Origin of the sequence: Curtobacterium sp. L3-7, from assembly GCF_048756585.1 — a bacterium.
Classification (GTDB): domain Bacteria; phylum Actinomycetota; class Actinomycetes; order Actinomycetales; family Microbacteriaceae; genus Curtobacterium.
The window spans coordinates 1136985-1163135 of record NZ_CP151474.1 but is presented as its reverse complement, the minus strand read 5'-3'; the positions used below and the strand labels follow the sequence as shown (position 1 = coordinate 1163135).

Annotated in this window: 19 protein-coding genes; 7 read left to right on the top strand and 12 right to left on the bottom strand. The window is 70.7% G+C overall.

Translation table 11 applies throughout. From position 1 onward, the window contains the following. Positions 1–9: 9 nt before the first annotated feature. The 6 genes from AAEP80_RS05880 to AAEP80_RS05855 all read right to left on the bottom strand — a co-directional run bounded on the left by AAEP80_RS05880 (position 10) and on the right by AAEP80_RS05855 (position 7813). Positions 10–879 (bottom strand): alpha/beta fold hydrolase, encoded by an 870-nt coding sequence (locus AAEP80_RS05880; RefSeq protein ID WP_420366318.1) that lies wholly within the window; start codon positions 877–879, stop codon positions 10–12. Continuing rightward, positions 876–2624 (bottom strand): ABC transporter ATP-binding protein, encoded by a 1749-nt coding sequence (locus AAEP80_RS05875; RefSeq protein WP_420366317.1) that lies wholly within the window; start codon positions 2622–2624, stop codon positions 876–878. The genes AAEP80_RS05880 and AAEP80_RS05875 overlap by 4 nt, the downstream gene beginning before the upstream one ends. Beyond that, on the bottom strand, positions 2621–3547 hold the full coding sequence (locus AAEP80_RS05870) for an ABC transporter permease (protein ID WP_420366316.1): 927 nt from the start codon (positions 3545–3547) through the stop codon (positions 2621–2623). Before AAEP80_RS05870 ends, AAEP80_RS05875 begins: the two co-directional genes overlap by 4 nt. Further along, positions 3544–4524: an ABC transporter permease gene (locus AAEP80_RS05865; protein ID WP_413602975.1), complete on the bottom strand. Its 981-nt coding sequence runs from the start codon at positions 4522–4524 to the stop codon at positions 3544–3546. Before AAEP80_RS05865 ends, AAEP80_RS05870 begins: the two co-directional genes overlap by 4 nt. Further along, positions 4521–6230 (bottom strand): ABC transporter substrate-binding protein, encoded by a 1710-nt coding sequence (locus AAEP80_RS05860; protein ID WP_420366315.1) that lies wholly within the window; start codon positions 6228–6230, stop codon positions 4521–4523. Before AAEP80_RS05860 ends, AAEP80_RS05865 begins: the two co-directional genes overlap by 4 nt. A 482-nt stretch (positions 6231–6712) precedes the next feature. Then, complete coding sequence (locus tag AAEP80_RS05855) at positions 6713–7813, bottom strand: LacI family DNA-binding transcriptional regulator (protein WP_413602977.1); 1101 nt, start codon at positions 7811–7813, stop codon at positions 6713–6715. A 234-nt stretch (positions 7814–8047) separates the two neighbouring features. Between AAEP80_RS05855 and AAEP80_RS05850 the strand changes: the two genes are divergently transcribed. Next, entirely contained in the window at positions 8048–8188 is a 141-nt protein-coding gene (locus AAEP80_RS05850) for a hypothetical protein (protein ID WP_413602978.1), read from the top strand. A 145-nt stretch (positions 8189–8333) separates the two neighbouring features. On the opposite strand, the gene AAEP80_RS05845 is transcribed toward AAEP80_RS05850, so the two are convergent. Continuing rightward, positions 8334–9035 (bottom strand): GntR family transcriptional regulator, encoded by a 702-nt coding sequence (locus AAEP80_RS05845; RefSeq protein WP_413602979.1) that lies wholly within the window; start codon positions 9033–9035, stop codon positions 8334–8336. An 84-nt stretch (positions 9036–9119) separates the two neighbouring features. On the opposite strand from AAEP80_RS05845, the gene AAEP80_RS05840 reads away from it, so the two are divergent. Further along, positions 9120–10325 carry an MFS transporter gene (locus AAEP80_RS05840; protein ID WP_420366314.1) on the top strand — a complete coding sequence of 402 codons (1206 nt, stop codon included), beginning with the start codon at positions 9120–9122 and terminating at the stop codon, positions 10323–10325. 140 nt (positions 10326–10465) lie between these two features. Here the strand turns inward: AAEP80_RS05840 and AAEP80_RS05835 are convergent, their stop codons facing one another. Then, complete coding sequence (locus tag AAEP80_RS05835; protein WP_420366313.1) at positions 10466–11614, bottom strand: Vms1/Ankzf1 family peptidyl-tRNA hydrolase; 1149 nt, start codon at positions 11612–11614, stop codon at positions 10466–10468. 214 nt (positions 11615–11828) lie between these two features. Here AAEP80_RS05835 and AAEP80_RS05830 point away from each other — a divergent pair, with 214 nt between their 5' ends. The 4 genes from AAEP80_RS05830 to AAEP80_RS05815 are packed head-to-tail and all read left to right on the top strand — an operon-like array spanning position 11829 to position 18215. Next, entirely contained in the window at positions 11829–13190 is a 1362-nt protein-coding gene (locus AAEP80_RS05830) for an ABC transporter substrate-binding protein (RefSeq protein ID WP_420366312.1), read from the top strand. Next, positions 13187–14266, top strand: a complete 1080-nt coding sequence (locus tag AAEP80_RS05825) for a carbohydrate ABC transporter permease (RefSeq protein ID WP_420366311.1) — start codon at positions 13187–13189, stop codon at positions 14264–14266. The genes AAEP80_RS05830 and AAEP80_RS05825 overlap by 4 nt, the downstream gene beginning before the upstream one ends. After that, on the top strand, positions 14263–15198 hold the full coding sequence (locus AAEP80_RS05820) for a carbohydrate ABC transporter permease (RefSeq protein ID WP_420366310.1): 936 nt from the start codon (positions 14263–14265) through the stop codon (positions 15196–15198). The genes AAEP80_RS05825 and AAEP80_RS05820 overlap by 4 nt, the downstream gene beginning before the upstream one ends. After that, a complete protein-coding gene (locus AAEP80_RS05815; RefSeq protein WP_420366309.1) occupies positions 15195–18215 on the top strand; it encodes a glycoside hydrolase family 2 TIM barrel-domain containing protein in 3021 nt (1006 codons plus the stop codon). Before AAEP80_RS05820 ends, AAEP80_RS05815 begins: the two co-directional genes overlap by 4 nt. A gap of 132 nt (positions 18216–18347) precedes the next feature. Here the strand turns inward: AAEP80_RS05815 and AAEP80_RS05810 are convergent, their stop codons facing one another. Beyond that, complete coding sequence (locus tag AAEP80_RS05810; protein ID WP_402727977.1) at positions 18348–18767, bottom strand: DUF3151 domain-containing protein; 420 nt, start codon at positions 18765–18767, stop codon at positions 18348–18350. A 284-nt stretch (positions 18768–19051) separates the two neighbouring features. On the opposite strand from AAEP80_RS05810, the gene AAEP80_RS05805 reads away from it, so the two are divergent. Next, positions 19052–20623 (top strand): ABC-F family ATP-binding cassette domain-containing protein, encoded by a 1572-nt coding sequence (locus AAEP80_RS05805; protein ID WP_420366308.1) that lies wholly within the window; start codon positions 19052–19054, stop codon positions 20621–20623. Positions 20624–20660: 37 nt separating this feature from the next. Here the strand turns inward: AAEP80_RS05805 and AAEP80_RS05800 are convergent, their stop codons facing one another. Genes AAEP80_RS05800 through AAEP80_RS05790 form a run of 3 tightly spaced genes read right to left on the bottom strand, consistent with a single transcriptional unit; the run spans position 20661 to position 26129 of the window. After that, on the bottom strand, positions 20661–24872 hold the full coding sequence (locus tag AAEP80_RS05800) for a DUF7507 domain-containing protein (protein WP_420366307.1): 4212 nt from the start codon (positions 24870–24872) through the stop codon (positions 20661–20663). Between the two features lie 59 nt (positions 24873–24931). After that, positions 24932–25627: an SDR family oxidoreductase gene (locus AAEP80_RS05795; RefSeq protein WP_420366306.1), complete on the bottom strand. Its 696-nt coding sequence runs from the start codon at positions 25625–25627 to the stop codon at positions 24932–24934. Between the two features lie 10 nt (positions 25628–25637). Continuing rightward, on the bottom strand, positions 25638–26129 hold the full coding sequence (locus AAEP80_RS05790; protein WP_420366305.1) for a DedA family protein: 492 nt from the start codon (positions 26127–26129) through the stop codon (positions 25638–25640). Positions 26130–26151: the final 22 nt, after the last annotated feature.

Genomic DNA, 26151 nt, shown 5'->3' with positions numbered 1-26151 from the left:
GGGGTCCTTTCAGTGCTCGGACAAGAACGCATCGAAGACGGCGACCGTCCCGAGCGGGTTCTCGACCTGGGGGCCGTGGTAGCTCTCCGGGATGACCGCGTAGTCGGCGCCGAGCCGCTCGGCCATGTCGTGCTGCCACGGGATCGGCCATGCCGCGTCCCAGACGCCGTGCGCCACGAGGGTCGGGAGACCGGTCTCGCGGAGCGCGTCGGTGGTGTCGGACGGGTCCTCGAGGATGCCTGCGCCGGCGAGCACGCTGAGCACGCTCGTGTGGTCGAAGCGCTCGCGGACCATCCGGACGTCGTCGGGGAGTTCCTCGTCGGGACGACCGGCCCAGAGCGGGTTCGTCGCGTCGAAGAGCGCGCGGTTGCTGCACGACTCCGAGACGATCGCGCGCTCAGCGGCCTTGCGGTTCGTCCAGCCGTGCGGGCCGGAGCAGAACATCGTGACGTCGCGGAAGGCGCTCGGGTCCTGGATCGCGGCCGCGCGGACGATGACCCCGCCGAGCGAGTGCCCGATGAGGTGCACGGGCGCGCCGTCGTCGAGGAGCCTCGCGACCCGGACGACGTCGGCGGCTTCCTGCTCGAGCGTGTACTCGCTCCGGTCCGTCGGCGCCACCGAGTCGGCCTGGCCGCGCCGGCTGATCGCCACGGCGGACCAGCCGGCGTCGCGGAGGACCGGCAGGAAGGTCCGCCAGTCCTCCTTCGAGCCGGTGTACCCGGGGACGATCAGGACGGTGCCCTTGGACTCGCCCTCCGGCACGATCCGGTACGCCGTCAGTCGTCCGATCGGCAGGTCGACGCCGACGACGTCGACAGCGTCCGGGGTGGGCAGGTGTCCGAAGGCGGTGACCGCCTCGAAGTCGTGCAGGGTGCTCACAGTGCTCCTTCCGCCAGCCGTCGGCGCGGGTTCGGCACCGCGTCGAGCAGGTCGATCGTGTAACTGTCCTGCGGGTTCTGCAGCACGTCGGCCGTCCGCCCGCGCTCGACGACGGCGCCGTCGTGCAGCACCATGATGTCGTCGGTGATGAGCCGGGCGCTCAGCAGGTCGTGCGTGATGTAGAGGAGCGAGACGCCCCACTGCTCGCGCAGGTCTTCCAGCAGCGCCAGCACGCCGGCACGGAGCGTGACGTCGAGCATCGAGACCGGCTCATCGGCGATGATCACCTGCGGGTCGCTCGCGAGCGCCCGGGCGATGACCACGCGCTGCCGCTGCCCGCCGGAGAGCTGGTGCGGGAGCTTCTGCGCGAACTGCTCCACGGGCGTGAGCCCCACGGTCTCGAGGAGCTCGAGCACGCGGTGCCGCGCTTCCTTGCCGCGGAGGCCGGTGTAGTTCACGACCGGACGGGTCAGCGTGTACTCGACCGTGTGCAGCGGGTTGAGCGCCGCGTACGGGTCCTGGAACACCATCTGCACCTCGGAGCGCAGGTCCCGCAGGCCCCGGCGCCCGAGCTTCGCGACGTCGAGGTCTCCGAAGCGGACGGTGCCGCTCGTCGGCTTCTCGACGCCCGTGAGCATCTTCGCGATGGTCGACTTGCCGGAGCCCGATTGGCCGACGAGCGCGAGCGACTGTCCCGGCTCGAGCGTGAACGACACGTCGCGGACGGCGCGCACGGGCTCCTCGCCACGACGCGGCGGGGCGTAGGTCTTCACGAGGCCGTCGATGACGATCGGGTTCTTCGCGGCCGTGCGCTCGCGGGTGCCGACGGTGGCGTGCGAGGTCGTCGCCTCCTGTCGCTTCTCCCCCGACTCCGCGCGGAGCGAGCGGTCCGGGAAGCCGGGCAGCGAGACGACCTCGGCCCGGGGATCCGCGTAGTGCGAGAGCAGCATCTGCGTGTACTCGTCCTGCGGGTCGCGCAGGATGTCGCGGGAACCGCCGTCCTCGACGATCCGTCCCTCGTGCATCACGAGGACGCGCTCGGTGGCCTCGAGCACGATGCCGAGGTCGTGGGAGATGAGCACGGCTGTGAAGCCCTCTGATCGCTGCAGCTCGATGATGGTGTCCATCACCGCGTGCTGCACCAGGACGTCGAGCGCCGTGGTCGGCTCGTCGAACACCATGAGCTGCGGCTCGAGCGAGAGCGCCAGTGCGATCGAGACGCGCTGCCGCATGCCGCCGGAGAGCTCGCCCGGGTACCGGGCGAGCATCGAGTCGGGCAGCTTGACCTTGCCGACGAGCTCCCGCATCCGGCTGTCCCAGCGCTCGCGCGGGACGTGACCGTGTGCCTTGAAGATGTCGATGAAGTGGTTCCGGATGGTCCGCACCGGGTTGAGCGCGTTCATGCCGGACTGCAGCACCATCGCGAAGCCGCCCTGCCGCTGCTGGCGGAGTGCTTCCTCGTCGAGGTCACGGATGTCCTTGCCGGCGAAGACGATGCTGCCGCCGTTCGTCCGCGCCGGCGGCTTCTGCAGCCGGGTCAGCGCGTACCCGAGCGTCGACTTGCCGGAGCCGGACTCGCCGACCAGGCCGACGAACTCGCCCTTCTTCAGGGAGAACGACACGTGGTCGACCGCTTGGACCGCGGTCTGGCCGGCCGACTCGTAGACGACCGACAGGTCGCGGACGTCGAGCAGGACGTCCGCAGCCCGCGGGGCGGAAGTGATGGGAGCCTCCAGGCTGGTCATGCGGCCTTCTCCTTCTTGACCCGCGCGCCCTCGCGCAGTCGCGGGTTCGACACGGCGTCGACGCCGAAGTTGATCAGGGTCAGGCTCATCGCGAGGAGCGCGATGCACAGACCCGGTGCGAACAGCAGGATCCACTGGCCGGTGAGGAGCGCGTTCGAGTTCTGCGCCCAGTAGAGGATCGTGCCCCAGCTGACGATCGAGGAGTCACCGAGGCCGAGGAACTCCAGGCCGGCCTCCGCCAGGATGGCGCTGGTCGCGGCGCCGAAGAACGACCCGACGATCAGGGACGTCATGTTCGGCAGGATCTCGCGGAAGACGATGCGGGTGGCACCCTCGCCGGAGAACTGCGCGGCGGTCACGAAGTCACGGCCGCGCAGCGACTGCGTCTGCGAGCGGAGGACGCGAGCGCCCCATGCCCAGCCGGTCACCACGATGACCGCGATGATGACGGCGATGCCGCCGTTCTGCAGGTAGGCCGCGATGACGATCATCAGGGGCAGGCCCGGGATGACGAGGAAGAGGTTCACGACGAACCCGATGACCTCGGCGATCCAGCCGCGGACGTAGCCCCAGCTGAGGCCGATCGCGACGGCGACGAGCGTGGACAGGATGCCCGCGACCGCGCCGACCAGGACCGAGATCCTGGCGCCGTAGATGATCTGGGAGAGGACGTCCTCACCGGCGGCGGTCGTCCCCATCCAGTGGGCGACTGTTGCGTCCTGGCTTCGCGGGAATCCGTTCTGACTGGCTCCGTACGGCGCGAGGAGCGGGGCGGCGATCGCGACGATCACGAAGACGGCGAGGATGATGATGCCGATCCTGGCCTTGGTGTTCCCCCAGACGACCCCGAACTGGCGGGCGGCTGATCTCCATCGGGATGGCGCTTGGGATTCTTCTTGGGTGCGTACTGCGACAGTGGTCATCGGCGCGTCCTCGGGTCCAGGACGCCGTAGAGGACGTCCACGATGAAGTTGGCGATGAGCACCGACACGGTGATCATCAGGAAGAGTGCCTGCATGAGCGGGTAGTCCTGGCCGATGACGGCGTTGAACAGCAGGTAGCCGATGCCCGGGTAGCCGAACACCTGCTCGACCAGGACCGAGCCGCCGACGACACCACCGAGCGCCAGACCGAAGCCGGTCAGGTTCGGCAGGATCGCGTTGCGTGCGGCGTACCGGATGGCGACCGTGCGACCGCGGAGGCCGTTCGCCTCGGCGAAGGTCACGTAGTCGTCACCGAGCGTGTTGATCATCGCGTTGCGCATGCCGATGATCCAGCCGCCGAGGCTCGTCACCAGGATCGTGACCGCCGGCAGGATCGCGTGCTGGATCGCGTCGGCGGTGAACGCCAGGTTCAGACCGGGCGTCGACGTCGCCGAGTACGCGCCGGTGGTCGGGAACCAGTGCAGGACGTAGCCGAGGAAGAACAGCAGCAGGAGCGCCGTCCAGAAGTACGGGAACGTCGACATGAAGCTGCCGGACAGGGTCGGCAGCGAGTCGAGCCACGTGCCGCGCTTCCACGCGGCGCCGACGCCGATCAGGGTGCCGAGCACGAAGGCGATGATCGTGACCAGGCCGACGAGGATGAGCGTGTACGGCAGCGCGCGGGCGACCAGGTCACCGACGTTCTGCGGGTAGAACGTGTAGCTCACGCCGAAGTCGAGCGTGACGACCTGGTGCAGGTAGCTGACGTACTGGTCCCAGAGGTTGCCGGTCGGGACGCCGAGCTGGGCCTCGATGGCCTTCTTGGTGGCGTCGGTGACCGGGCCGTTCTGGCTGAGCTTCGCCAGTGCCGCATCGGTCGGGCTGCCGGGCATGAGGCGCGGGAGCACGAAGTTCAGCGTGACCGCTGCCCAGAGGGTCAGGACGAAGAGGACGAGTTTCTGGAGGATGTACTTCACTGCTGCTCCTGGAGGATCTTGCGTCCTTCAGCGCTGTCGCGCAGACGGAGCTTGGAGAAGATGAGCAACGGGGCCGAGTCGTAGTTCTGCGGCGCCATGTACGGGTCCTTCGCGCTCGGCCAGCCGACGAACTTGCTGGTGTTGAAGAGCCCCCAGAGGCCGCCGTAGTACATCCCGATGACGGGCAGGTCGTTGTAGACGACCTCCTGCAGCTGGTCGAGGATCTCCTGCTGCTTCGCGGTGTCCGTCGTCGCCTTGTACTCGTCGAGGAGCTTCTGCGTGTCGGCGTTCTTGTAGCGCTCGTAGTTGTTCACCGTCGACTTGCCGACCGGCTGGTAGAAGTCGGAGCTCAGCAGCGAGTTGAACGCTTGGTACACGTCGCCGTTGCCCATGCCACCCATCGCCATGTCGAACGTGCCGTTGTTGATGTTCTGCTGGTACCCGGCGGGCTGCGGGGCCTGGATCGTCACCTTGATGCCGATGGCCGTCAGGTTGCGGCGGACCTCCTGCGCGGCGCGGAGCCAGTCGGAGTACCCGTTCGCGGTCATGATCGTGATCTCGAGCTGCTTGCCGTCCTTGACGATCTTGCCGCCCTGTTCCACGTAGCCGGACTTCGCGAAGGAGGCCTTCGCGGCGTCGACGTCCTGCGTGATGACGCCCTTGTCGGGGATGGCGTCGTTCACGTACTGCTCCTGGTTCGGCAGGATCAGGCCGGTCTGCGCCGCCGCCGTGAGGTTGCCCTCGGTCGCGGTCTCGGCGATGTCGTCACGGTTCAGCGCGAGCGAGATGCCCCGGCGGACGTTGACGTCGTTGTAGGGCGCCTTCGTCAGGTTCGGGATCAGGCCGATCACACCGCCCGGCGGGAACCAGTACGTGTTCGTCTTCGATGCGGCACCCCACGTGCCCTTCACGTCGGAGATGAACGAGTACGCCCAGTCGTAGCCACGGGTCACGGTGTCGAGCTGCGTGTTCGTCGCCGGCAGGATCAGGTGCTTGATGGCGATCTTGTCGGCCTGCCAGTACGACGTGTTCTTGTCCATCGAGTACTGCTGGTCGCTGTAGTTCCCGAGGACGAACGGGCCGGTGCCGACGGGGTTCGGGTCACGGAAGGTCGTCGGGTCCTTGACGTCCTTCCAGTGCTGCTCACCGAGGATGTACGTCTGCCCGATGATCGTCAGGCTGGGCACGTCCTCCGACTTCAGGTGGAAGACCACGTGCTGGCCCTGCTGGTCGATGCTGGCGATGTGCTGCCATGCACCCTTGACGTCCATCGCGGGGAACTTCTTCAGCAGGTCGAACGTGAAGACCACGTCCTTCGCGCTGAACGCGTCGCCGTTTGACCACTTCACGCCGCTGCGGATCGTCATGTCGATCGTCTTGGCGCCCGGCTGCGTCCACGAGCTCGCGAGCCACGGGTTGCGCTTACCGTCGAGGGGGTTCACCTCGATGAGGGGCTCGTACATCCACTTCGACGCCGTTCGGGCGTTCGCGATGTACGGGTTGAAGTTGCGGTCGAACAGCGGGTTGCCGTGGTCCGCGTTGATGAGCATGGTGTCCTTGCCGATGCTCGGGTCCGGCTGGGAGCGGACCTGGATGCTGCAGCCGGTGGCGGTGAGGGCCACGACTGCGAGCCCGGCGAGGGCCGCCATCAGGCGTCCGCGCCGTCGTGCGCGCTGGCCGCGCGTGCGCTGTGGGGGAAGCGTCATTGCTCGGTCGACCTCCGTGTCGAGTGGGTACCGAGACAATGTATGCGCTTACATCGCGCGGCGCAACCGGCGGATTCCGGTGTCCCCCGTCACGGTTCGCTCGGGCACCGGCGCGGGGCAGCGGCCGGCCGACGCGCGGCGCGCAGCGTGCGGCGTGCGGCGTGCGCGTGCGTGCGCGTGCGCGTGCGCGTGCGCGTGCGGCGTGCGACCGGTCACAACACCCCGCTCGGGTTCACCCAGCGGTCACGAACCGTCGCCAGAACGCGCGGGGACCGACGAGATGTGACCAGCCGGCGAGCAATCAGCGGGGCGTCGTGACCACTCCGGACTGCGGCGGGCGGGCACCGAGGCGCGAGCTTGGGCGCGAGGAGGAGTACGAGCACGAGCGCGGGCACCGCCACGCGGGCACGGGCACCGACGGGCGGGCGCGGGCCCGCCACGCGGGCACGGGCACCGCCGCGCCGGCGCGGGCCCGCCGCGCGTCAGAGCGCCGGGGGGCAGCTCTCGCGCAGGAGGACCTCGACGGGCAGGCGCATCGAGCGCGGGGGCCCGGCGGGGCTGTCCAGCCGGTCGACGATCGCCGCGACGGCAGCGCGCCCGAGCGCCCCCATCGGCTGGTGCACCGTGGTCAGTCGCGGCGACGAGAACCGCCCGGCGTCGATGCCGTCGAACCCCGTCACGACGACGTCCTCGGGCACGCGGACCCCAGCGGCGAGCAGCCCGTCGAGCACACCGAGCGCCGACTGGTCGTTCGAGCACACGATCGCCCGCGGCACACCGTCGGCCAGCAGGGGCCCGACGAGCTCCCGCGCCCGGACCCGCCCGAAGTCGCCGTGCACCGTGCGGACGGACGACGCGTCGACCCCGTGGTCCGCCAGCGCAGCGGCGAACCCGGCGGCACGCTCCATGTCGTCCGGCGAGTCGATCGGCCCGGCGACGTACGCGATCGACCGGATACCGAGCCGTCCGATGACGTGCGATGCCAGCGTGCGCATCCCGGCGGCGTTGTCGACGCTGACGGAGTCGAACCCGTGCGAGCGCCGGTCGTCGGCGAGCATCACCACGGGGATCCGGCGGGCGACGTGCTCGAGCAGGTCGTCCGGCACGGTCTGCGCCAGCACCGCGAGCCCGTCGACCCGGCCGGCGACGTCGTTCACGATGACGTCCCGCGACGGACCACGGCCGGCCGCGACCATGAGCGCGAGGCCACGCTGCCACGCCTCGGTCTCGGCACCGCGGAGGACCTCGTCGAAGTACAGGTTCGAGGCGAACGGTTGCGTCACGTGCCGACGGTCGTCGACCACGCGGACGCCGCCGTCCGTGACGAGTCCTGGACGCTCGTCCGCGACGACGTCGAAGCCGGGGAGCAGCAACCCGATCACGCCCGTGCGGCGTCCGGCAAGCGCACGAGCATTGCCCGACGGGACGTACCCGAGCGCTCGGATCGCCGCTTGCACGCGGTCGCGGGTGCCCTCGCGGACGGCGTCCGGCGTGCGCAGCACGCGGGACACGGTGGCGATGGAGACGCCGGCCGCGGAGGCGACGTCGTAGACCGTGGGAGGCGCCGTGCGCTGGTCGGTCAACCCGTGCCTCCCGTCCGTCTGGTGATCCGTACCGGGGCGAGCCGCCCCGACAGCGGACCATCCTAGGCACCGGTCGCCGACACACTTCTCCACAACCACCGTGGGACCCTTGCGCGATCCGAAGCGATCCGACGACACTGGAGCGACCTCAGTACGTCCCGTGGGGAAGCGCAATCAGCGGACGGTGTCCGCATCATCGCGGGCATGCGCCCGCACTCGGGAAGGACGATCGAGATGTCACAGTCGACACATTCCGGGCGCCGCGACGCGCACCGCCTGAACCGCGACGAGGCAGAGGTGCGTGACGCGCTCCTCGAACACTCCGAAGACTCCGTGAACGCCTGGATCGCCGAGGAACGGGCGCGTATCGAGTGAGCCGCTGACGCGGCCCCGGACAGGAGGCCCGGTGCAGCTGGTCTGCGCCGTCGCCTCCTCGAGCGGGTCGCGTTCCGTGCTCGCCGTGGGTCGCGCAGGTCGGGTGGCGCCTGGTCGCGTCGCGGTGGGTCGAGTGCCGGCGCGCTCAGCGCTCCGTCGCACCCACGATCGCCATGCCGGCACCGCGGAGACGGCGGCGCTCCTGCGCGATGAAGGCGAGCAGACGGTCGTTCGTCCCGGCGACGTGTGCGGCGAGCAGTTCGGCCGCGCGGTCGGCATCCCCGGCCTGCACGGCGTCGAGGATCGCGCTGTGCTCGTCCCACGCGGCGTCGCGGGCCTCGGGCGTCCGGACCTCGATCCAACGCGTCCGCTCCAGTCGGGTCAGCGCATCGGCGATCGCGTCGGTGACGAACCGGTTGCCGCCGAGGGCCGCCAGGTCGAGGTGGAACGTCGAGCCCATACGGATGCCTGCCTGCTGGTCCGGCGTCGGCCGCAGGGCGTCGAGGTGCGACCGGACCTCGGCGAGCTGCTCGCGGGACGCACGCGCGACGGCGAGCCGTGCGGCGGCGGGCTCGAGCACGCCGCGGAGCTCGGCGAGTGACGCGATCTCGTCGAGGTCGATCGGGGTGACGGTCCACGAGCGCCCCTCGTGGAGGATCAGCCCCTCGCGCTCCAGTCGTGACAGCGCCGCGCGGACGGGCGTGCGCGAGGCGTGGAAACGCGCCTCGAGCCCGCGCTCGGAGATGCGCTCGCCCGGCGCGATGTCGAGGGTGAGGATCGCGCCACGGAGGTTGTCGTAGAGCTGGGCCGTCTGCGACACCGGGGCTGCGTCGGTCGGTTCGGTCACGGCACATCAGCCTAGTGGCGCGGCGCCTCGGATGGTATACCGTTTTGGTATACCAATCAGTTCCGAGACGAAACGACTGCTTCCATGACGACGACGGCTCCCCGTTCGGCCGCGACACCCCCGATCACCGCCCGCGCCTGGACGATGCTCGCGCTCGGCGTCGCCGCACAGGCCGCCGGCACGCTCGTGGTCTCGGCACCGGCGTTGCTCATCCCGTACCTGCACGCCCAGGGCACGTCGCTGACCCTTGCGGGGCTCCTGGCCGCCGCTCCGACCTTCGGCATGGTGCTGACGCTCATCGCCTGGGGAGCGATCACCGACCGCTTCGGCGAGCGCATCGTGATCGCGGGCGGCCTGGTCCTGACGACGCTCGCGGTGGTCGGCGCGTGGGCGGCTGCAGGGAACCCGGTGTTGCTCGGACTGGCATTCCTGGCGGGCGGCATGACGAGCGCGTCGACGAACGCCGCGAGCGGACGCGTGGTCGTCGGCTGGTTCCCGAAGGAGCGTCGAGGGCTCGCGATGGGGATCCGGCAGATGTCCCAGCCGCTCGGGGTGACGCTCGCGGCGGTCACGGTGCCGCAGCTCGCCGAGGCGCAGGGCATCCGGGCGTCACTCGTCCTGCCGATCCTCCTCTGCGCGGTGCTCGCCGTGTCGTGCGCGATCGGCATCGCAAACCCGCCGCGGCCGGTCCGCTCGGAGGCGGCGACGACCGTCACGGCGAACCCCTACCGGACGAACGGCTTCCTGTGGCGGATCCACGCGGTGTCGATCCTGCTCGTGGTGCCGCAGTTCACGCTGTCGACCTACGGGCTGGTGTGGCTCGTCGGGCTCGGGTGGTCGACGCCCGCGGCGGGGCTGCTCGTCGGGGCGTCGCAGTTCGTCGGCGCGATCGGGCGGATCCTCGTCGGCGTGTGGAGCGACCGGGCGGGATCCCGGGTCGGACCGCTGCGCATCGTCGCGGTCAGCGCCGCGGTGGTCATGGCCGTGCTGGCACTCGTCGACGCGACGCACCTGGCCGGCGCGGCGGTGTTCCTCGTCATCGCGACGAGCGTCACCGTGGCGGACAACGGCCTCGCGTACACGTCGGTGGCCGAGGCCGCTGGGCCCTTCTGGTCCGGGAGAGCACTCGGGACGCAGAACACCGGGCAGTTCATCGCGGCGAGCGCCGTCGGCCCGGGGATCGGTGCGCTCGTGGGGGCGCTCGGGTTCGCGGCGTCGTTCGGCATCGTGGCGGTCCTGCCGCTCCTGGCGCTCCCCCTGGTCCCGCGCGCCGACCGCTCCCACGACTGACCCGCGCGGCAACCACGCGCGATTCGTCCCACAACGCCCGCGGTGGGATGCGGAATCGCGCGTAGGGGGTCGGAACTTCCGACCGACTACGCGCGATTCGAGCTCCTACGCGCGAAAGGGCACGGTGTAGCGCAGGCCGCTCAGGCCGGGACGGTGGGGCCCACCGGCCAGCGCAACAGCGCCGCGGCGGCCACGCCCCCGGGCAACGACGCGGCGTTCACGAGCACGAGTTCCGCGTCCGTGAGCACCGCAGCACGCACGAGCGCGCAGACCGCGGGCACGGGGCCGATCACCGGCACGCCAGCAGCCTGCTCCGGTGCGGTCGCGATCCACGGCGCTGCCCCGAGTGCGAGCAACGTCCGCTCACCCACGGCCACGGCGTCCAGCGCGATCGTCGCACCCTGGGCCTGCTGCAACGCCTCGACCACGGGGCCGAGCCCGGTCACCGCCTGGTTGTCCCCGCGACCGACGTGGGACCGGAGCGCGTCCTCGAGGTCGTGCCGGTGCTTCGCGATCACCCGGGCGAGGGCGACGCGCACGTGATCGCCGAGGACCTCCTCGTCGAACCCGCCCCCTGGCACCTCGCTGACGAGCCGGCGTGCATCCGACGACAGCCGCTCGATGAGCATCGGACGCGCCTGCAGGTCCCCGGCGACGACGATGAGCGCGGGCGAGAGTCGCGCGACGGCCTTGTCGATCGCGCTCGCGACCTCGCTCGTGTTCTGCCGCCAGACCTCTTCTGTGCGACTCTGCCAGCGCGGCTGCTTCCAGTCACCGAACCCGCCCTTCACCTTGTGCTGGTCGAAGGTCTCCCCGGAGATGCGCTCCTCGTCGTCGGCGGTCGCCGGGTGCCCGAGCTTGAAGGCGCGGTACCCGCCGCCGTCCTTGCCGACCTGGACGACCAGGAACGGCAGGTCGATCGGCCGGTGCGCGACGAGCGGCACGAGGTCGGGGACGGCGCCGACGCCGATCGACTCGGCGGCGTGCATCGGACCGGGCAGGACTTCGCTCAGCACGAGGGTGCCGTCGTGCACGAGCACGTACCGCGCAACCGGTGAGGGGACACCGGGGCTGTTCTCGAGCTCACCGGCGATGACGTCGACCGCGTCGAGGTCCGAGCCCTGCGCTCGGAGTGCCTCCTCGACCCCGCGGAGCTTCAGCGCCGCCTGGCGACGCGGATCCTCGACGTTGCCCGAGGCGTCCACGTAGGCCCACGCCCACGTGCCTCCGCCCTCCAGTCGCTGGCCCAGGATCCGGTGCAGTTCGTTCGTGACGTTGGTCGACGTCATGGCAGCTCCTTCGGTTGGACGGAGCAGGAACTCGAGGAGCCCCTGCGCTCTCACGTTCCGACCACACTCCACCCGTCGGCGCTCCGACGTCACACATCGGAGGGAACACCCACCACATCGGAGGGAACACCCAGCGCCGAAATCGCACTGTCGCTCGGTTTTGTGGTTGGCTGAACCGCAACCCCGATCGACGACGAACCGGAGTGCGACGGCAATGACGCCCCCATCACCACGACCCATCTCCAGACGACAGCTGTTTGGCTTCGGCATCGGAGCAGCCGCGACCGGCCTGCTCGCCGGATGCGCGGTCCCCGGATCCACGAACGTCAACAAGGCCGGGGTCATCCCAGCGGCCGCGAGCGGCGAGACGGTCCAGATCACCTACTGGGCCTGGCTCAAGGACCTGCAGAAGGTCTGTGACGTCTGGAACGCGAAGAACCCGCACATCCAGGTCACCGCGAACTGGATCCCCGGCGGCAACTCCGGCGGGTACCAGAAGATGTACTCCGCGCTCGCGGCCGGCGGCGGCCCCGACATCGGCCAGGTCGAGCTCCGGCAGATCCCCGAGTTCATGCTCGCGAACGGCCTGGTCGACCTCGCCCGCTACGGCGCGAAGGACTACGAGTCGAAGTACGACGAGGCGGCGTGGGCCCAGGTCTCGTTCGTCGACGGCGTCTACGGCATCCCCCAGGACACCGGCCCCATGGGCTTCTACTACCAGACCGCGCTGCTCGAGAAAGCCGGCGGCGAACCACCGGCGACGTGGGACGAGTGGCGCGAGTTGGCCGACAAGGTCAGGAAGACCGGGCCGCAGAACTACCTCGAGGTCTTCCCCGTGGCCGACGCCTCGCCGTTCGCCGCGTACGCGCAGCAGGCCGGTGCCCGGTGGTTCAAGGTCGACGGCGACGAGTGGGTCGTCGACATGACCGACGACAAGACCCTGATGGTCGCCGACTTCTTCGACGGGTGCATCGACGACAAGCTCGTCGACACGAGCGCCGGCGCCTACACCCCCGGCTGGTACGCCTCGGCGGCGAGCGGCAAGATCGCGGCCGTCACGAGCGCGAGCTGGGGCGACGCCCTCATCGAGTCCGTGCAGGGCGGCGAGGGCAAGTGGAAGGTCGCGAAGATGCAGACCTGGGGCGACACGGGCTACGGCTCGAGCGCGATCGGCGGCTCCACGGCCGCGGTCCTCGCGAACGCGAAGCACCCCGAGGAGGCGCTCCAGTTCATCACGTGGATGACCACCTCGAAGGAGGGCATCGACGCGATGATCAAGTACTGCGGCATCGGGTGGTCGCCCGCGGTGGACTACATCGGGAAGCAGCGCGAGCAGCCGAGCAAGTGGTTCTCCGGCCAGAACTACAACGAAGAGGTCTTCGTGCCGGCGTCGAAGGAGCAGAACATCGACTGGTCCTGGTCCCCGGTCACGCAGTCGGCGTTCACCAGCTTGCAGAACCAGTTCCGCCGGAAGCTCACCTCCGGTCTGAAGCTGCGCGACGCCGTCGAGCTCGCGCAGAAGGAGATCGTCCAGTCCTTCAAGGACAAGGGCCTCAGCGTCAGGACGGCACGATGAGCACACAGCCGAACACCGCCTTCCGCACGTCGACGAAGGCCACCCGCGCACAGAAGCGCGCGCCGTGGGTCCTCCTCGCGCCGTTCCTCGCCCTGTTCGTGCTGACGTTCATCATCCCGATCATCAGTGCGCTGTTCCAGAGCTTCACGACCGTCGACCGGAAGGGCCTGTTCGGCGAGGACGGCGTCACGGGCCGCTTCGCCGGGTTCGACAACTACGTCACGGCCCTGAACGATTCCGGCTTCGTCGCCTCGATCGGCCGCATGCTGCTGTTCGGCATCGTGCAGGTCCCGGTGATGATCATCGCCTGCACGATCCTCGCGCTGCTGCTGGAGTCGGCGAGCGCCCGCTGGCCCGGGTTCTTCCGCGCGATCTACTTCATGCCGTACGGCGTCCCCGGCGTCATCGCGACGATCCTCTGGTCGTTCCTGTACGTGCCCGGCCTGTCGCCGATCGTCGCCCTGCTGCAGCCGATCGGGCTGCAGCCGGACTTCCTCGGCGCCAACAGCGTGCTGTGGTCGATCGCGAACATCGTCACGTGGACGTACACCGGCTACAACATGCTCATCATCGTGGCGCAGCTGAAGTCCATCCCCGGCGAGGTCTACGAGGCCGCCAAGATGGACGGCGCCGGTCCGGTCCAGGTCGCCTGGCGCATCCAGATCCCGCTCATCGCGCCGGCTCTGGTGCTGACGACGGTGTTCTCCATCATCGGCACACTGCAGCTCTTCGCGGAGCCGCAGATCCTGTCGACGGTCGCGCCGGCCATCGACACCGAGTACACGCCGAACTACGCCGCCTACACGAACGCGTTCGCGTTCAACGAGTACGGCGTCGCGAGTGCGCAGGCGGTCATCATCGCCCTGGCCGCGTTCATCCTGTCGTTCGCGTTCCTCGCGTTGACGAACCGGCCACCGAAGGAGGAGCGCGACCAGCGCAAGCGGGCCAAGAAGGACGGCCTGGAGGCGCGGCGCGCGCTCCAGACGCGCGCATCCGCCGTCCGTCCGGTCACCTCCCAAGCCGACCCGAGCCTCCAGTCCGGTCGCGTCGCGACCATCGAAGGGACCGAACGATGAGCGGCGAGACCATCCAGGCGCCGGTGACCAAGCAGGCCGCCGAACCGGTGGACACCACGTCCATCTCGGCGCACCAGCGTCGCAAGCTCGACCGGTCCGGCAAGAGCCAGATCGTCGTCACGGGCATCCTCGTGATCGTCGCGATCTACTTCCTCGTGCCGCTGTACTGGGTCGTGATCGCGGCGACGAAGACCACCGGCGCGCTGTTCTCCACGAACGGGTTCTGGTTCGGCGGCGAGTTCGCGCTGTTCAGCAACATCCAGCAGGTGTTCACGTACGACGGCGGGATCTTCGTCCGCTGGATCGCGAACAGCATCCTGTACTCGGGCGTCGGTGCCGTGCTCGCGACGTACCTCGCCGCAGCCGGCGGGTACGCGCTCGCGAAGTACGAGTTCCGCGGGCGGCAGCTCGTGTTCGGGACGATCCTCGGCGGTGTGCTCGTGCCGGGGACCGCGACGGCGCTGCCGCTGTTCCTGCTGTTCTCGACGCTCGGCCTGACCGACACGTACTGGAGCGTGCTCATCCCGAGCCTCGTCTCCCCGTTCGGCCTGTTCCTCTGCCGGGTGTACGCCGCGGCGTCGATCGACACGGCGCTCATGGAGTCCGCACGACTCGACGGCGCCAGCGAACTGCGGATCTTCCACACGATCGCGCTCCGGCAGATGACGCCGGCGCTCGTGACGGTGTTCCTGTTCCAGGTCGTCGGCATCTGGAACAACTTCTTCCTGCCGCTGATCATGCTGGCCGACCAGAAGCTGTACCCGATCACCCTCGGGCTCAACAACTGGCGCGCACAGGTCGACCGGCTGCCGGAGTTCTACCAGCTCACCACCGGCGGGGTGCTCGTCTCGGTCATCCCGCTCGTCATCGCCATCATCGTCCTGCAGCGCTTCTGGCGCGGGGGCCTCACGGAAGGATCGGTCAAGGGTTGACCACTCCCGACCTCGCGTCCACCGCACCCGGATCGGCGTCCCGGCTGACGCCCAGAGCATGGCTGCACACCGACGCTCCGTCGCTGTCGCTCGACGGGGAGTGGGACTTCCGCTGGTCGCCCGTCGCCGATGCGGCGCCGTTCGAGGACCCGGACGGATGGGGCACGCTGCCGGTCCCCGCGCACTGGGTCCTGCACGGGCACGGGGCGCCGAGCTACACGAACCTGCAGTACCCGTTCCCGATCGACCCGCCGAACCCGCCGGAGGAGAACCCGACGGGCGACTACCGACGGACGTTCGACGTGCCGACGACCTTCGACGCGGCGGCGCGGGTGCTGCTCCGCTTCGACGGGGTGGAGTCGCACTTCCGGGTGTGGCTGAACGGCGACCTCGTCGGGTGGTCGACCGGGTCGCGCCTGGCGACGGAGTTCGACGTGACATCGCTGCTCCGCCCGGGGCCGAACGAGCTGCGCGTCCGCGTGCACCAGTGGTCGGCCGCCTCGTACCTCGAGGACCAGGACCAGTGGTGGCTGCCGGGCATCTTCCGCGACGTCACACTGCTCGCGCGACCGACGGCACCGATCGACGACGTCTTCGTCAGGGCGTCGTGGACGGCGGCGCTGGGTTCGGCTGCGACCGCGGGGACCGCGGCGTCCGGGCGTCCCGCGACGGGCTCCGGCACGATCACGGTGCCGACGCTCGACGCGGTGTTCCCGGTCCGCTTCGCGGTGCCCGACCTCGGGGTGTCCGTCGTCTGGCAGCACGCCGACGACGTCGCCCCGATCGAGGTCGAGGGCGTCGAGCCGTGGAGCGCCGAGCTCCCGAAGCTCTACGACGCCACGCTGTCCACGGGCACGACGGCCGGCGGGGCCGAGGGTGGGGAGACCGTGTCGCTCCGGCTCGGGTTCCGCACGGTGTCGATCGAGGGCGACCGGTTCCTGGTCAACGGCGAGCGGGTCGTCTTCCACGGGGTGAACCGACACGAGACACATCCCGAGCGAGGGAGGGTGTTCGACGAGGACCACGCCCGCGCCGACATGGCGCTCATGAAGCGCCACAACGTGAACGCCATCCGGACCTCGCACTACCCGCCGCACCCCCGCGTGCTGGACCTGGCCGACGAGCTCGGGTTCTGGGTGATCCTGGAGTGCGACCTCGAGACGCACGGCTTCGTGTTCCTCGACTGGCAGGGCAACCCGTCCGACGACCCCGCGTGGGAGGACGCCTACCTCGACCGCATCGAACGGACCGTCGAGCGCGACAAGAACCACCCGTCGATCGTGATGTGGTCGCTCGGCAACGAGTCCGGCACCGGGCGGAACCTCGCTGCGATGTCGACCTGGGTGCACGCCCGAGACCCGGAGCGCCCGGTGCACTACGAGGGCGACTACACGGGCGAGTACACCGACGTCTACTCGCGGATGTACCCGACGCTGCAGGAGACCGAGTCGATCGGCGGTGGGACCCCGACGCCCCTGCTCGGCTGCGGCCCCGCCGAGGCCGCACGGCAGCGGTCGAAGCCGTTCATCCACTGCGAGTACGTCCACGCGATGGGGAACGGCCCCGGGCAGATACAGGAGTACGAGGACCTGGTCGACCGGTACCCCCGGCTGCACGGCGGGTTCGTGTGGGAGTGGCGCGATCACGGGCTGCTCGCACACACACCCGACGGCACTCCGTACTACGCCTACGGCGGTGACTTCCACGAGGTCGTGCACGACGGCAACTTCGTGATGGACGGCCTCGTGCTGCCCGACGACATCCCGACGCCGGGGCTCGCGGAGTACGCAGCTGTCGTGGCACCGATCCGGATCTCGGTCGGGAACGGCACGGTCCTCGTCGAGAACCGGTACCACTCCGCCTCGACCGCGGGCTTGCGGTTCCGCTGGACCCTGGCGCGGAACGGCGTCGTCGAGTCCTCGGGCCGGATCGCCCCTGGTGTGATCGCCGCTCGCGAGTCAGCAACGGTGCCCGTCCCGGACGACGTGCTCGGCGCGGCTGCCGGCGACATCGCCCCCGGCGAGGAACTGTGGTTCGACGTCGTCGCGGAGCTCGCCGGACCGACGGCCTGGGCGGACACCGGCCACGTCGTGGCACGCGCCCAGACGCTCGTCGCGAGCCGTCCGGCGGAGGCGCCACGAGCCTCCAGGACGGGGTGGGACGGCGACCGACTCGGGGAGGCGACCTTCACCGAACGCGGCGACCTGTCGAGCTGGAAGGGACTGCCCGTCGCCGGGCCGCGACTGGAGCTCTGGCGCGCGCCGACCGACAACGATCGACTGGCGTCGCAGGGCGGCTACGAGACCGCTGACCCGGTGCTGACGCACGGCGTCGGCGATCCCGACGCGCCGGCGTCGGCGGAGAAGTGGGTGCGTGCCGGGCTCGACCGGCTGACGCACCGGCTGATCGACGTCGAGCGGACCGGGCACGGTCTCGTGCAGCGGGTCCGGGTCGCGGCGGCGAACAGCGGCGCCGGTGTCGAGGTCACGCACCGATGGACCCGGACGGACGAGGGGCTGCTGCTCGACACGACGGCGATCCCCTTCGGCGCCTGGGACGTGACGTGGCCGAGGATCGGCGTGCGGATCGACCTGCCGGTGTCCCTCGTGTCCGAGGACGCCGCCGTGGAGTGGTTCGGGACGGGGCCGCTCGAGTCCTACGCGGACTCGTCGCACGCGGCGCACGTCGGTCGGTTCGGCTCCCCGGTGTCGCTGCTGAACGCGAACTACTCCAGGCCGCAGGAGACCGGGCACCGTCCGGGCCTCCGTTCGCTGACCGTGGGGCCGTTCACGGTGTCGACGGTCGGGGCGCACCGGGCGGGGTTCACCCTGACGCCGTGGACCGCGCAGCAGGTGAGCCGTGCGGCGCACCCGTACGAGCTGCCGACGCCCGACGCGCTGTACCTGTACCTCGATGCCGCGCAGCACGGGCTCGGGAGTCGTGCGTGCGGGCTGGACGTGCTCCCGGAGCACCAGCTCTGGCCGTCCACCCGCGCGTGGAGCGTGCTGCTGGCGTAGCGGCGGCAGGCGGCGGGCGCGCGACTGGCCGCGTTCCGCACAACCGAAAGCACTCCGCGCCACGGAATCTCGTGGCGCGGGGTGCTTTCGGTTGTGCGGGAGCGATCCGCGCCGGCAGGCGGGCGCGCCGCCCTACGCGGTCAGCGCGGGGATCGCTGCGGGGTCGGCGCCGTCGAGGAACTCGGTGAGGCGCTCGGGCTCGCCGGGCTCCTCGATCGCCTGGGCCGCGCGACGCAGGGCGAACAGCGCCCGGAGGACGCCGCGGTTCGGCTCGTGCGACCACGGCACCGGCCCGGCACCCCGCCACCCGGCCTTGCGGAGCGAGTCGAGCCCGCGGTGGTAGCCGACACGGGCGTACGCGTAGGACTCGAGCGTCGCGCCACGCTCCCACGCCTCGTCGGCGAGGAGCGCCCACGCCAGGCTCGACGACGGGTGCGACACCACCACGCTGGCGACGGGTGCGTCAGCGGCGAGCGCCGCGGTCACCTCGGGTTCGGCGGGGAGCAGGGTCTCGGGGTTGCTCGACGGGGTCGGCAGCAGGTTCTCGGGCATGCCTCCACCCTGTCATCCCTTGCGGCCGTCCGGGAACGGGCTTACCGTGGAGGATACTCCGTCGTGACCACGGAGCAGCGGGGCGGGAGACCGACCGCCGGCTCGGGTCACGGAAACGGGGGTGAACCGACGGAAGAAGTCGCCTTGCGCGTGATCACCGGTACTGCGTCCTCGCAGCAGCAGCCCCTGCGCTGACACCGTGATCACGCCCGCCTGAGTCGGGTCCCTGCCGCATCCGCGGCTCCGGTGTCGTGCGCCCGCATCGACACACGGGAGGCACCACCATGCCCGCGAACCCATCGGTCGTCCTGCACGACCTCACCTTCACCTGGCCAGACGGCACCGTCGCGATCGACCACCTCACCACCGCCTTCAGCTCCGGCCGGACCGGTCTGGTCGGGAGGAACGGGGCCGGGAAGACCACGCTGGTCCGGCTGGTCACCGGTCGGCTCCACCCCACGTCTGGCACCGTCACGACGTCGGGTCCCGTCGACCACCTCCCCCAGCGGCTGTCCGTGCGCACCGAGGACACGGTCGCCGACCTGCTCGGGATCGGCGCCACGGTCCGGGCGCTCCGAGCCGTGCTCGGCGGTGACGCATCGCCCGCGCACTTCGACGTCATCGGCGACGACTGGGACGTCGAGGAGCGCGCCGCAGCCGCGCTCGACCCGCTCGGCATCGACCTCGACCGGCCCGTCACGACGCTGTCCGGCGGCCAGGCGGTCCTCGCAGCGGTCGCCGGGATCCGCCTGCGCGGGCTCACGATCGCGTTCCTCGACGAGCCGACGAACAACCTCGACCGACGAGCGCGGACGATGCTGCTCGACATGGTCGACGCCTGGCACGGCACGCTCGTCGTCGTCAGCCACGACCGGGAGCTCCTGGAGCACGTCGACGAGGTCGCCGAACTCCGCGCCGGGTCGATGACCGTGTTCGGCGGGACGTTCAGCGCGTTCGAGGAGCACCTCGCGGTCCAGCAGGCCGCCGTCGAGCGCGAGGTCCGGGTCGCCGAGCAGCGGCACCGCACCGAGAAGCGGCAGCGGATCGAGGCGGAGACGAAGATCGCGCGGCGGGCCCGCTCCGGCGTCAAGTCCGCGCAGGGCATGCCGAAGATCTTCGCGAACGAGATGCGGAAGAAGGGAGAGGAGACGGCGGGGAGGCTCCGCACCGGGTACGCGGACGACGAGGCAGCGGCCCTGCAGACGAAGCGGGATGCGGAGACGCGGCTCCGGGCCGACGAGTCCATCCACGTCGAGCTGCCGGATCCGGACGTCCCCGCGTCCCGACGCATCGCGACGATCACGGTCCGCGGACGGGACACGATCGTGCAGGGACCCGAGCGCATCGCCGTCGGCGGGGACAACGGCGTCGGCAAGACGACCCTGCTCGAGCAGCTCGTCGGGTGGCCCTCCGCGCGGGAGCACCCGCTCCCGGGCACGCACGCCGAACCGCACGTGGAGCACATCGCCTACCTGCCGCAGCGGAAGGACTCGCTCGACGACGACTTGACCGTGCTCGAGAACGTCCGTCGCGGCGCGCCCCACGTCGGGGACGCCGTGCTCAGGAACCGGCTCGCCCGCTTCCTGGTGCGCGGGGACACGGTGGACCGTCCCGCGGGTGCGCTCTCCGGTGGTGAGCGCTTCCGGGTGGCGCTGGCCGGCCTCGTGCTCGCGGACCCGCCCCCGCAGCTGCTGGTGCTCGACGAGCCGACGAACGACCTCGACATGACGAGCGTCGACCAGCTCGTCGACGCGCTCGGGGCCTACCGCGGGGCCGTCGTGGTGGTCAGCCACGACGAGACGTTCCTCGACCGGCTGGACCTCGACGCGCGGCTCGACCTGTCGCCGTCGCAGTGACGAACGGCAGGCCGAGCCGGGCCCAGGGCGGCACCGGTCAGTCCGATTCGGACTCCGCGCGGGCCCGGCGCGCCATGAGGGCCATCGAGGCCGCGCCGACGGCCAACAACGCCAGGGCGGCCGCGGAGGTGAGCCTGATCCCCTGCACGCCGGTGAACGCCAACTCGGCCGGAGCCGTCGCCGGGATCTTCACCGAGGCATCCGGCAGGTCGACCCCGTGGCCCTGCGGATCCGTCGCGGTCACCGTGACAGCGGCTTCGAGGGCGCCGTGCTCCACGTCGGCCGCGGTCACCGTTCGCTCACCGGAACAGGTCGTCTCAGCGCCGGGGGCGAGATCCGTCGCGACGCAGACCTGCTCGCCGGCATCGTGCTGACGAACGACGAGGTCGCTGAGCGTGACGGACCCGGTGTTCCGGACCGTGGTCGTCAGTGTCACCCTGGTGCCCTCGGACACCGGACCGTCGGTGTTCGCAGTCAACTCGGTCGAGCCCTCGATCGCCCGGGGCACCGTGACCGTCACCGACGCCGGAGCGACTGCGAGGTCGTCGCCTGCGGGGACCCCGGCGGACGCGGTCACGGTTTCGCGTAGCGAACCACTGTCGAGGTCGGACTGCGTGATCGTCCGCTCGAAGGTGCACGCCACCGAACCACCCACGGGGACGGTCTCGTCCGAGCACGCCGGCACACCGGCATCGTGGGCTTCCCCGGCGTCGCCGTGCTTCGCCGCGAACGCGACGAGTCGGCTCACGGCCAGTCGGCTGAGCGTGACGTTCCCGGTGTTCGCCACGGTCGCGCGGAACCCGATGGTGCTGCCGACGGACAGGTCGCCACCGGGCACCACCGCCAGGGTCAGCGTCGCACCGGGCTCGGCGTCGATCGGAACGGTCAGGTCCGCGGTCGGGACGGCCGTGCGCGCCCCAGACGGGACCGCGGCGGTGCCGTCGACGTGGAACTCGATCCCACCTGCGTCGACGTGCTCCTGCGTCACCGTCACCGTGATCGTGCAGGTGACGGACGCACCCGGCGCGATCGCACCGTCCGGGCAGGCCACCTGCTGATCGGCGGAAGCGTCGAGTTCGATGTCGGACAGGGTCACGTTGCCGGTGTTCGTCACCGTCGCCTCGACCTGCAGCTCCGCGCCCGGGTCGAGCCGCTCCCGCACCGCGGCGGCGAGCGCGAGGGTGGCAGCAGGCTGAGCAGGAACGTCCGCCCGGACCGAGGTCTCGGCCAGTCCGACGCCGTCCTCGGCCGGCGTGGACCCGAGGACCGTCGTGCCGACGTCGAACCCGCCGGCGTCCACGTCCGCCTGCGTGACGGTCGTGGTCACGGTGCACTCGATCCGGGCTCCGGGTGCGAGCGGCGCCGACGCGCAGTCCGCGACCTCACCGCGGCTCGGGCGGAGCGCGAGGTCGCGCAGGGTCACGTTGCCGGTGTTCTCCATGGCGACGACGACCGTGACGACGTCACCGACGGACGGCTGCGCTTCGGCGTCCGACGAGCTCGTCGCCGTGAGCGCCGGGTGCTGTGCGACGGGAGCTTCCGCTGCGGCACGAGCGAGGACCGCCGTGGCCCCGGCCGGCGTGGTCGCCGAGATCGCTTCGTCCAGCCGGACGACGCCGGCGTCGACGTCGACCTGGGTGAGCTCCCGGCTCACGACACAGCGGGTCTCGGCTCCGGGCGCGAGCACCGCGGTGTCGCAGGTGCCGGCACCGATCCGGAGCGCGGACAGCGTGACGTTCCCGGTGTTCGTGACCGTGGTCGTCCACGTCACCTGGTCACCGACGCCGGTGTGCTCGGTGACGTCCGACGTCGTGGACGCCCCGAGCGCGGGGACCGGCGCGATGCGGTCCGAGCTCTCGGCACGGGCGAGTTCGGCCGGGGCGGCTCCGGGAGCTGCAGCGCTGACGATGGCCTCGCGGTCGAGGGTGCCGCTGTCGACGTCAGCCTGGGTGACCTCGGCGGTCGACGTGCACGTCGCGCGCTGTCCGGGGGCGAGGGCGTCGACGTCGCACACGGCGGCACCGTCGACCGTGTCGACCACGACCGCGCTCAGGGTCACGTTGCCGGTGTTCGTCACCGTGGTGGTCCACGTGACGGTCTGCCCGACCTTCGCCGAGCCGGCGTTCGAGGTCATCGTGGCAGCGGCCGACGGGGTCGCCGGGACCGGATCGGTCACGCGGACGCCGCCGAGCACGGATCGCGCACCGGCCGGCGTGGTCGCGAGGACGTCGCCGGAGAACGCGATCGCGCCGCTGTCGATGTCGGCCTGGGTCAGCGGGGCGCGGGTCACCACGCAGGTCGTCGTCGCTCCGGGAGCCAGGGTGGCGGCGACGCAGGTCACCGGGTCGCCGGTGGCGGGATCGACGGTCACGTCGGAGAGCGTCACGTTCCCGGTGTTCGTCACGGTGACGGTCGCCGTGACGACGTCGCCCACGGCGGGGACGTCTGCCGCGTCGGTCTCGACGGATGCGTCGACGTCGGGCGCGGGCACGGCGACGTCACGGACGTCCGCGGACCCGAGTCGGACCGGATCCGCACCGGGAGCCGCACCGACGACGGTCACGGTCTGCTCCACCGCTCCTGCGTCCACGTCGGCCTGCGTCGCGCTGTACGTCACGACGCAGGTCGTCGATGCGCCGGGAGCGAGGGACGTCCGCTCGCACGCCGCGGCATCGCCGATCGCCGGCCGAGCAGCGAGGTCGGAGAGCGTCACGGTCCCGGTGTTGGTGACGGTCGTCGTGTACCGGATCGTCTGCCCTGCCTGCACGGACACGCCGGCGTCGGACGTCGTCGCGACGGATGCCGTCGCGGACGAGGCGATGTCCTGGTCGAGGCGGAGATCTGCGAGCGTACCGGCCTCACCACGCGCAGGAGTGCCCCGGACCACACCGGTGAACACCAGGTGTCCGGCATCGACGTCCGCCTGGGTCAGTTGACGCTCGAGTCTGCACACTGCGGTCCCGCCAGGCGCGATCGTGGTGGGCGTGCACTCCACGAGCCGAGCCGACTCCGTACTGACCGACAGGTCCGCGACGGTGAGCGAACCGGTGTTCTCGACGTCCACCTGGTAGGTGACCGTGTCACCCGCAACGGGTGCGGCACCGAGGTTGCTCGTGACCGATGCGGAGACCGCAGCGGCGCCGGAGAGTTCGACCGTCGCGGACTCGGGACCGGCAGCGGCCGGCTTCCCCTTCGGTGACGTGGCCGAGACGGAGAGGGTGTTCGTCAGGGAGCCGGCGTCGATCGCGGACTGACCCACCGGTGCGCTCCCGGTGCACGTGACGGTCGCACCGACGGCGATGGGGCCGGCGGGACAGGTCACCGATGCTCCGAGGGTGTTCGTCACCGCGGCCGAGGAGAGCGGGACGTTGCCGGTGTTCTCGAGCAGGGCCGTCCACGTGACGGTGTCCGCCGCGTCGGTCCGGCCGTTCTCGTTGGTGTCCTCGAGCGCGCCGGAGGCCGCGAGCTGAACTTCCGGGTCCTCACCCGTGAGGAAGTGGTTCTGCCATTCGAAGGACTTCGAGCCGTTCGCCGGAACGGTCGCGTCCCAGCTGATCCCCATGCCGTTGTCGACCAGGTTGGTGGTGAGGAGCCGGTCCGGGAAGGGCTTCCGGTCCGACAAGTACTTGTAGACCGCGGAGTAGCCCCCGTACGCCCAGTTCGAACCGGGCGTCTTCGGGATGAACGACTCCACCTGGCCCTGCTCGGCGCTCCCTGGTGGGTTCTTGAGGCAGGAAGGAGCGCCGGTCGCGCTGTCGTACTCGCCGTACCCGGTGTCACCGCCGCGAAGGTAGCAGTCGGCAGCACGGTAGACGGTCACGGCACGGTCCCGCCCGGTGGTGTCGACGACGTCGACCCGGGTGTCGAAGTCGCCCTTGCCGATCACGTAGCTGTCCTGCTGCGTGAGCCGCAGGCCGCCGCCGGTGACCGTCGTCGTGATGACCCGGGGGTCGGCCTTCGTCCCTGCCCCACTCACGGTCTGACTCTCCGGAGTCCACGCGGCACCGTAGCCCCGGATGACGTTGTCCACTGCCACCGCGGTGTAGCACGAACCGGAGCCGTAGAACTGCTGCGTGCCCTGATACCAGACCTGACATCGCAGCGCGTTGGTCGTCTCGATCTTGGTCAGGGGACCGGGTGTGATGATCTCGACGGCTGCGGCGGGGAGCACCGGCAGGATCACGGCTGCGGCCAGGGTCGCCGCAGACAAGGCGAAGGCGGCGAGGCGGGCAGGACGGTGGAAACGCATGACGAAGACTCCTCGGACGGGGAGCTTTCATCATTTCATATTTCACACTCCGTATATAACTAGCGTCTGCGAGTAGGACGGATCGAGAGCGTCTCGATCATGCCGCGTGCCGGCAGGTCCACCACCGTGCGAACCGCGTCGGCGACGTCCTCCGGCGCGAGGAAGTACTCCGTGTCGTACGACTCCCCGAGCTTCTCCGTCAGCGCCCGCTGCATGTCCGAGTCCGTCCGACCGGGGTGCACGCTCGACACCCGCACGCCGTTGGGACGTTCCTCTTCGCGCAGGGCGTCGGTGAAGGCCCGGAGCGCGAACTTCGACGCGCCGTAGACACCGCCTCCCGGGCCGCTCACGAAGCCAGACCCGGAGTTGATCGTCACGACGATGCCACGGGACGCCCGGAGTGCCGGCAGCGCGAGGCGCGTGAGCTCCGCGACGGCGAAGACGTTCGTGGCGAAGACCGCCTCCCACGTGGACCGCGGGGTGTCCGCGATGCGGTTGCCCTGCTCGACACCGGCGGAGTGCACGAGCACGTCGAGTCGAGCAGGCAGCTCGGGGACGTCGCCGGCGCCGAGGTCCCCGACGAACGGCGACGCGCTCGGGAGCTCCGCCACGACGGCGTCCACCGCATCGGCCGTCCGGCCGCCGACGAGCACGTGGTGGGTGCGGCCGAGGTCGGCCGCGATCGCGCGGCCGATGCCGCGGGTGGCTCCGGTCACCAGGGCGACCGGACGGACTGGAGGCTGTGCGTGCGTCACGCAGGCCAGCCTACGGAAGGCGGGACGAGCCTCCCGTCCGGCTGCCGCGGTGCCGCACGACCGTCACCGCGACGACGGTGGCGACCACCAGGAGGGCCACCGCTGCGATCCCCCACGGTGAGCCAGCGAGCGCCGCGACGACGGCCCAGAACACCGCGAGCCCGACGGTGGCGTAGAGGAACGCCCACGCGACGCACCCGGGCACCATCGCGAGCAGGTACCGCCACCACGGGACACGGGCGAGCCCGGCTGCCGCGTTCATCACCGTCTGCAGCCCGACCGTTACGAAACTCACCGTCACGACGGGGAGCCCCCACCGGTCCAGGAGCGCCGAGCCGCGACGGACCGCAGCGGAGTCGAGCCAGCGGCCCCAGCGGGAGCGCGATGCGCCGGCGACTGCTCCGCGCGCGATCCAGTACGTGGCCTGCGCGCGGCAGAACACGATCACGAAGAGCGCGAGGACGAGCCACCAGAACGGGAGCCCCTCGAGGAAGGACGGCACGCTCGGAACCGTAACGGACGCA

Bases quoted from the DNA above. Each gene is read 5' to 3' on its own strand.
- AAEP80_RS05805 (WP_420366308.1), top strand. From the start codon at position 19,052: ATGCCCGCGAACCCATCGGTCGTCCTGCACGACCTCACCTTCACCTGG.
- AAEP80_RS05800 (WP_420366307.1), bottom strand. From the start codon at position 24,872: ATGCGTTTCCACCGTCCTGCCCGCCTCGCCGCCTTCGCCTTGTCTGCG.
- AAEP80_RS05875 (WP_420366317.1), bottom strand. From the start codon at position 2,624: ATGACCAGCCTGGAGGCTCCCATCACTTCCGCCCCGCGGGCTGCGGAC.
- AAEP80_RS05860 (WP_420366315.1), bottom strand. From the start codon at position 6,230: ATGACGCTTCCCCCACAGCGCACGCGCGGCCAGCGCGCACGACGGCGC.
- AAEP80_RS05820 (WP_420366310.1), top strand. From the start codon at position 14,263: ATGAGCGGCGAGACCATCCAGGCGCCGGTGACCAAGCAGGCCGCCGAA.
- AAEP80_RS05810 (WP_402727977.1), bottom strand. From the start codon at position 18,767: ATGCCCGAGAACCTGCTGCCGACCCCGTCGAGCAACCCCGAGACCCTG.
- AAEP80_RS05825 (WP_420366311.1), top strand. From the start codon at position 13,187: ATGAGCACACAGCCGAACACCGCCTTCCGCACGTCGACGAAGGCCACC.
- AAEP80_RS05840 (WP_420366314.1), top strand. From the start codon at position 9,120: ATGACGACGACGGCTCCCCGTTCGGCCGCGACACCCCCGATCACCGCC.
- AAEP80_RS05835 (WP_420366313.1), bottom strand. From the start codon at position 11,614: ATGACGTCGACCAACGTCACGAACGAACTGCACCGGATCCTGGGCCAG.
- AAEP80_RS05870 (WP_420366316.1), bottom strand. From the start codon at position 3,547: ATGACCACTGTCGCAGTACGCACCCAAGAAGAATCCCAAGCGCCATCC.
- AAEP80_RS05830 (WP_420366312.1), top strand. From the start codon at position 11,829: ATGACGCCCCCATCACCACGACCCATCTCCAGACGACAGCTGTTTGGC.
- AAEP80_RS05850 (WP_413602978.1), top strand. From the start codon at position 8,048: ATGTCACAGTCGACACATTCCGGGCGCCGCGACGCGCACCGCCTGAAC.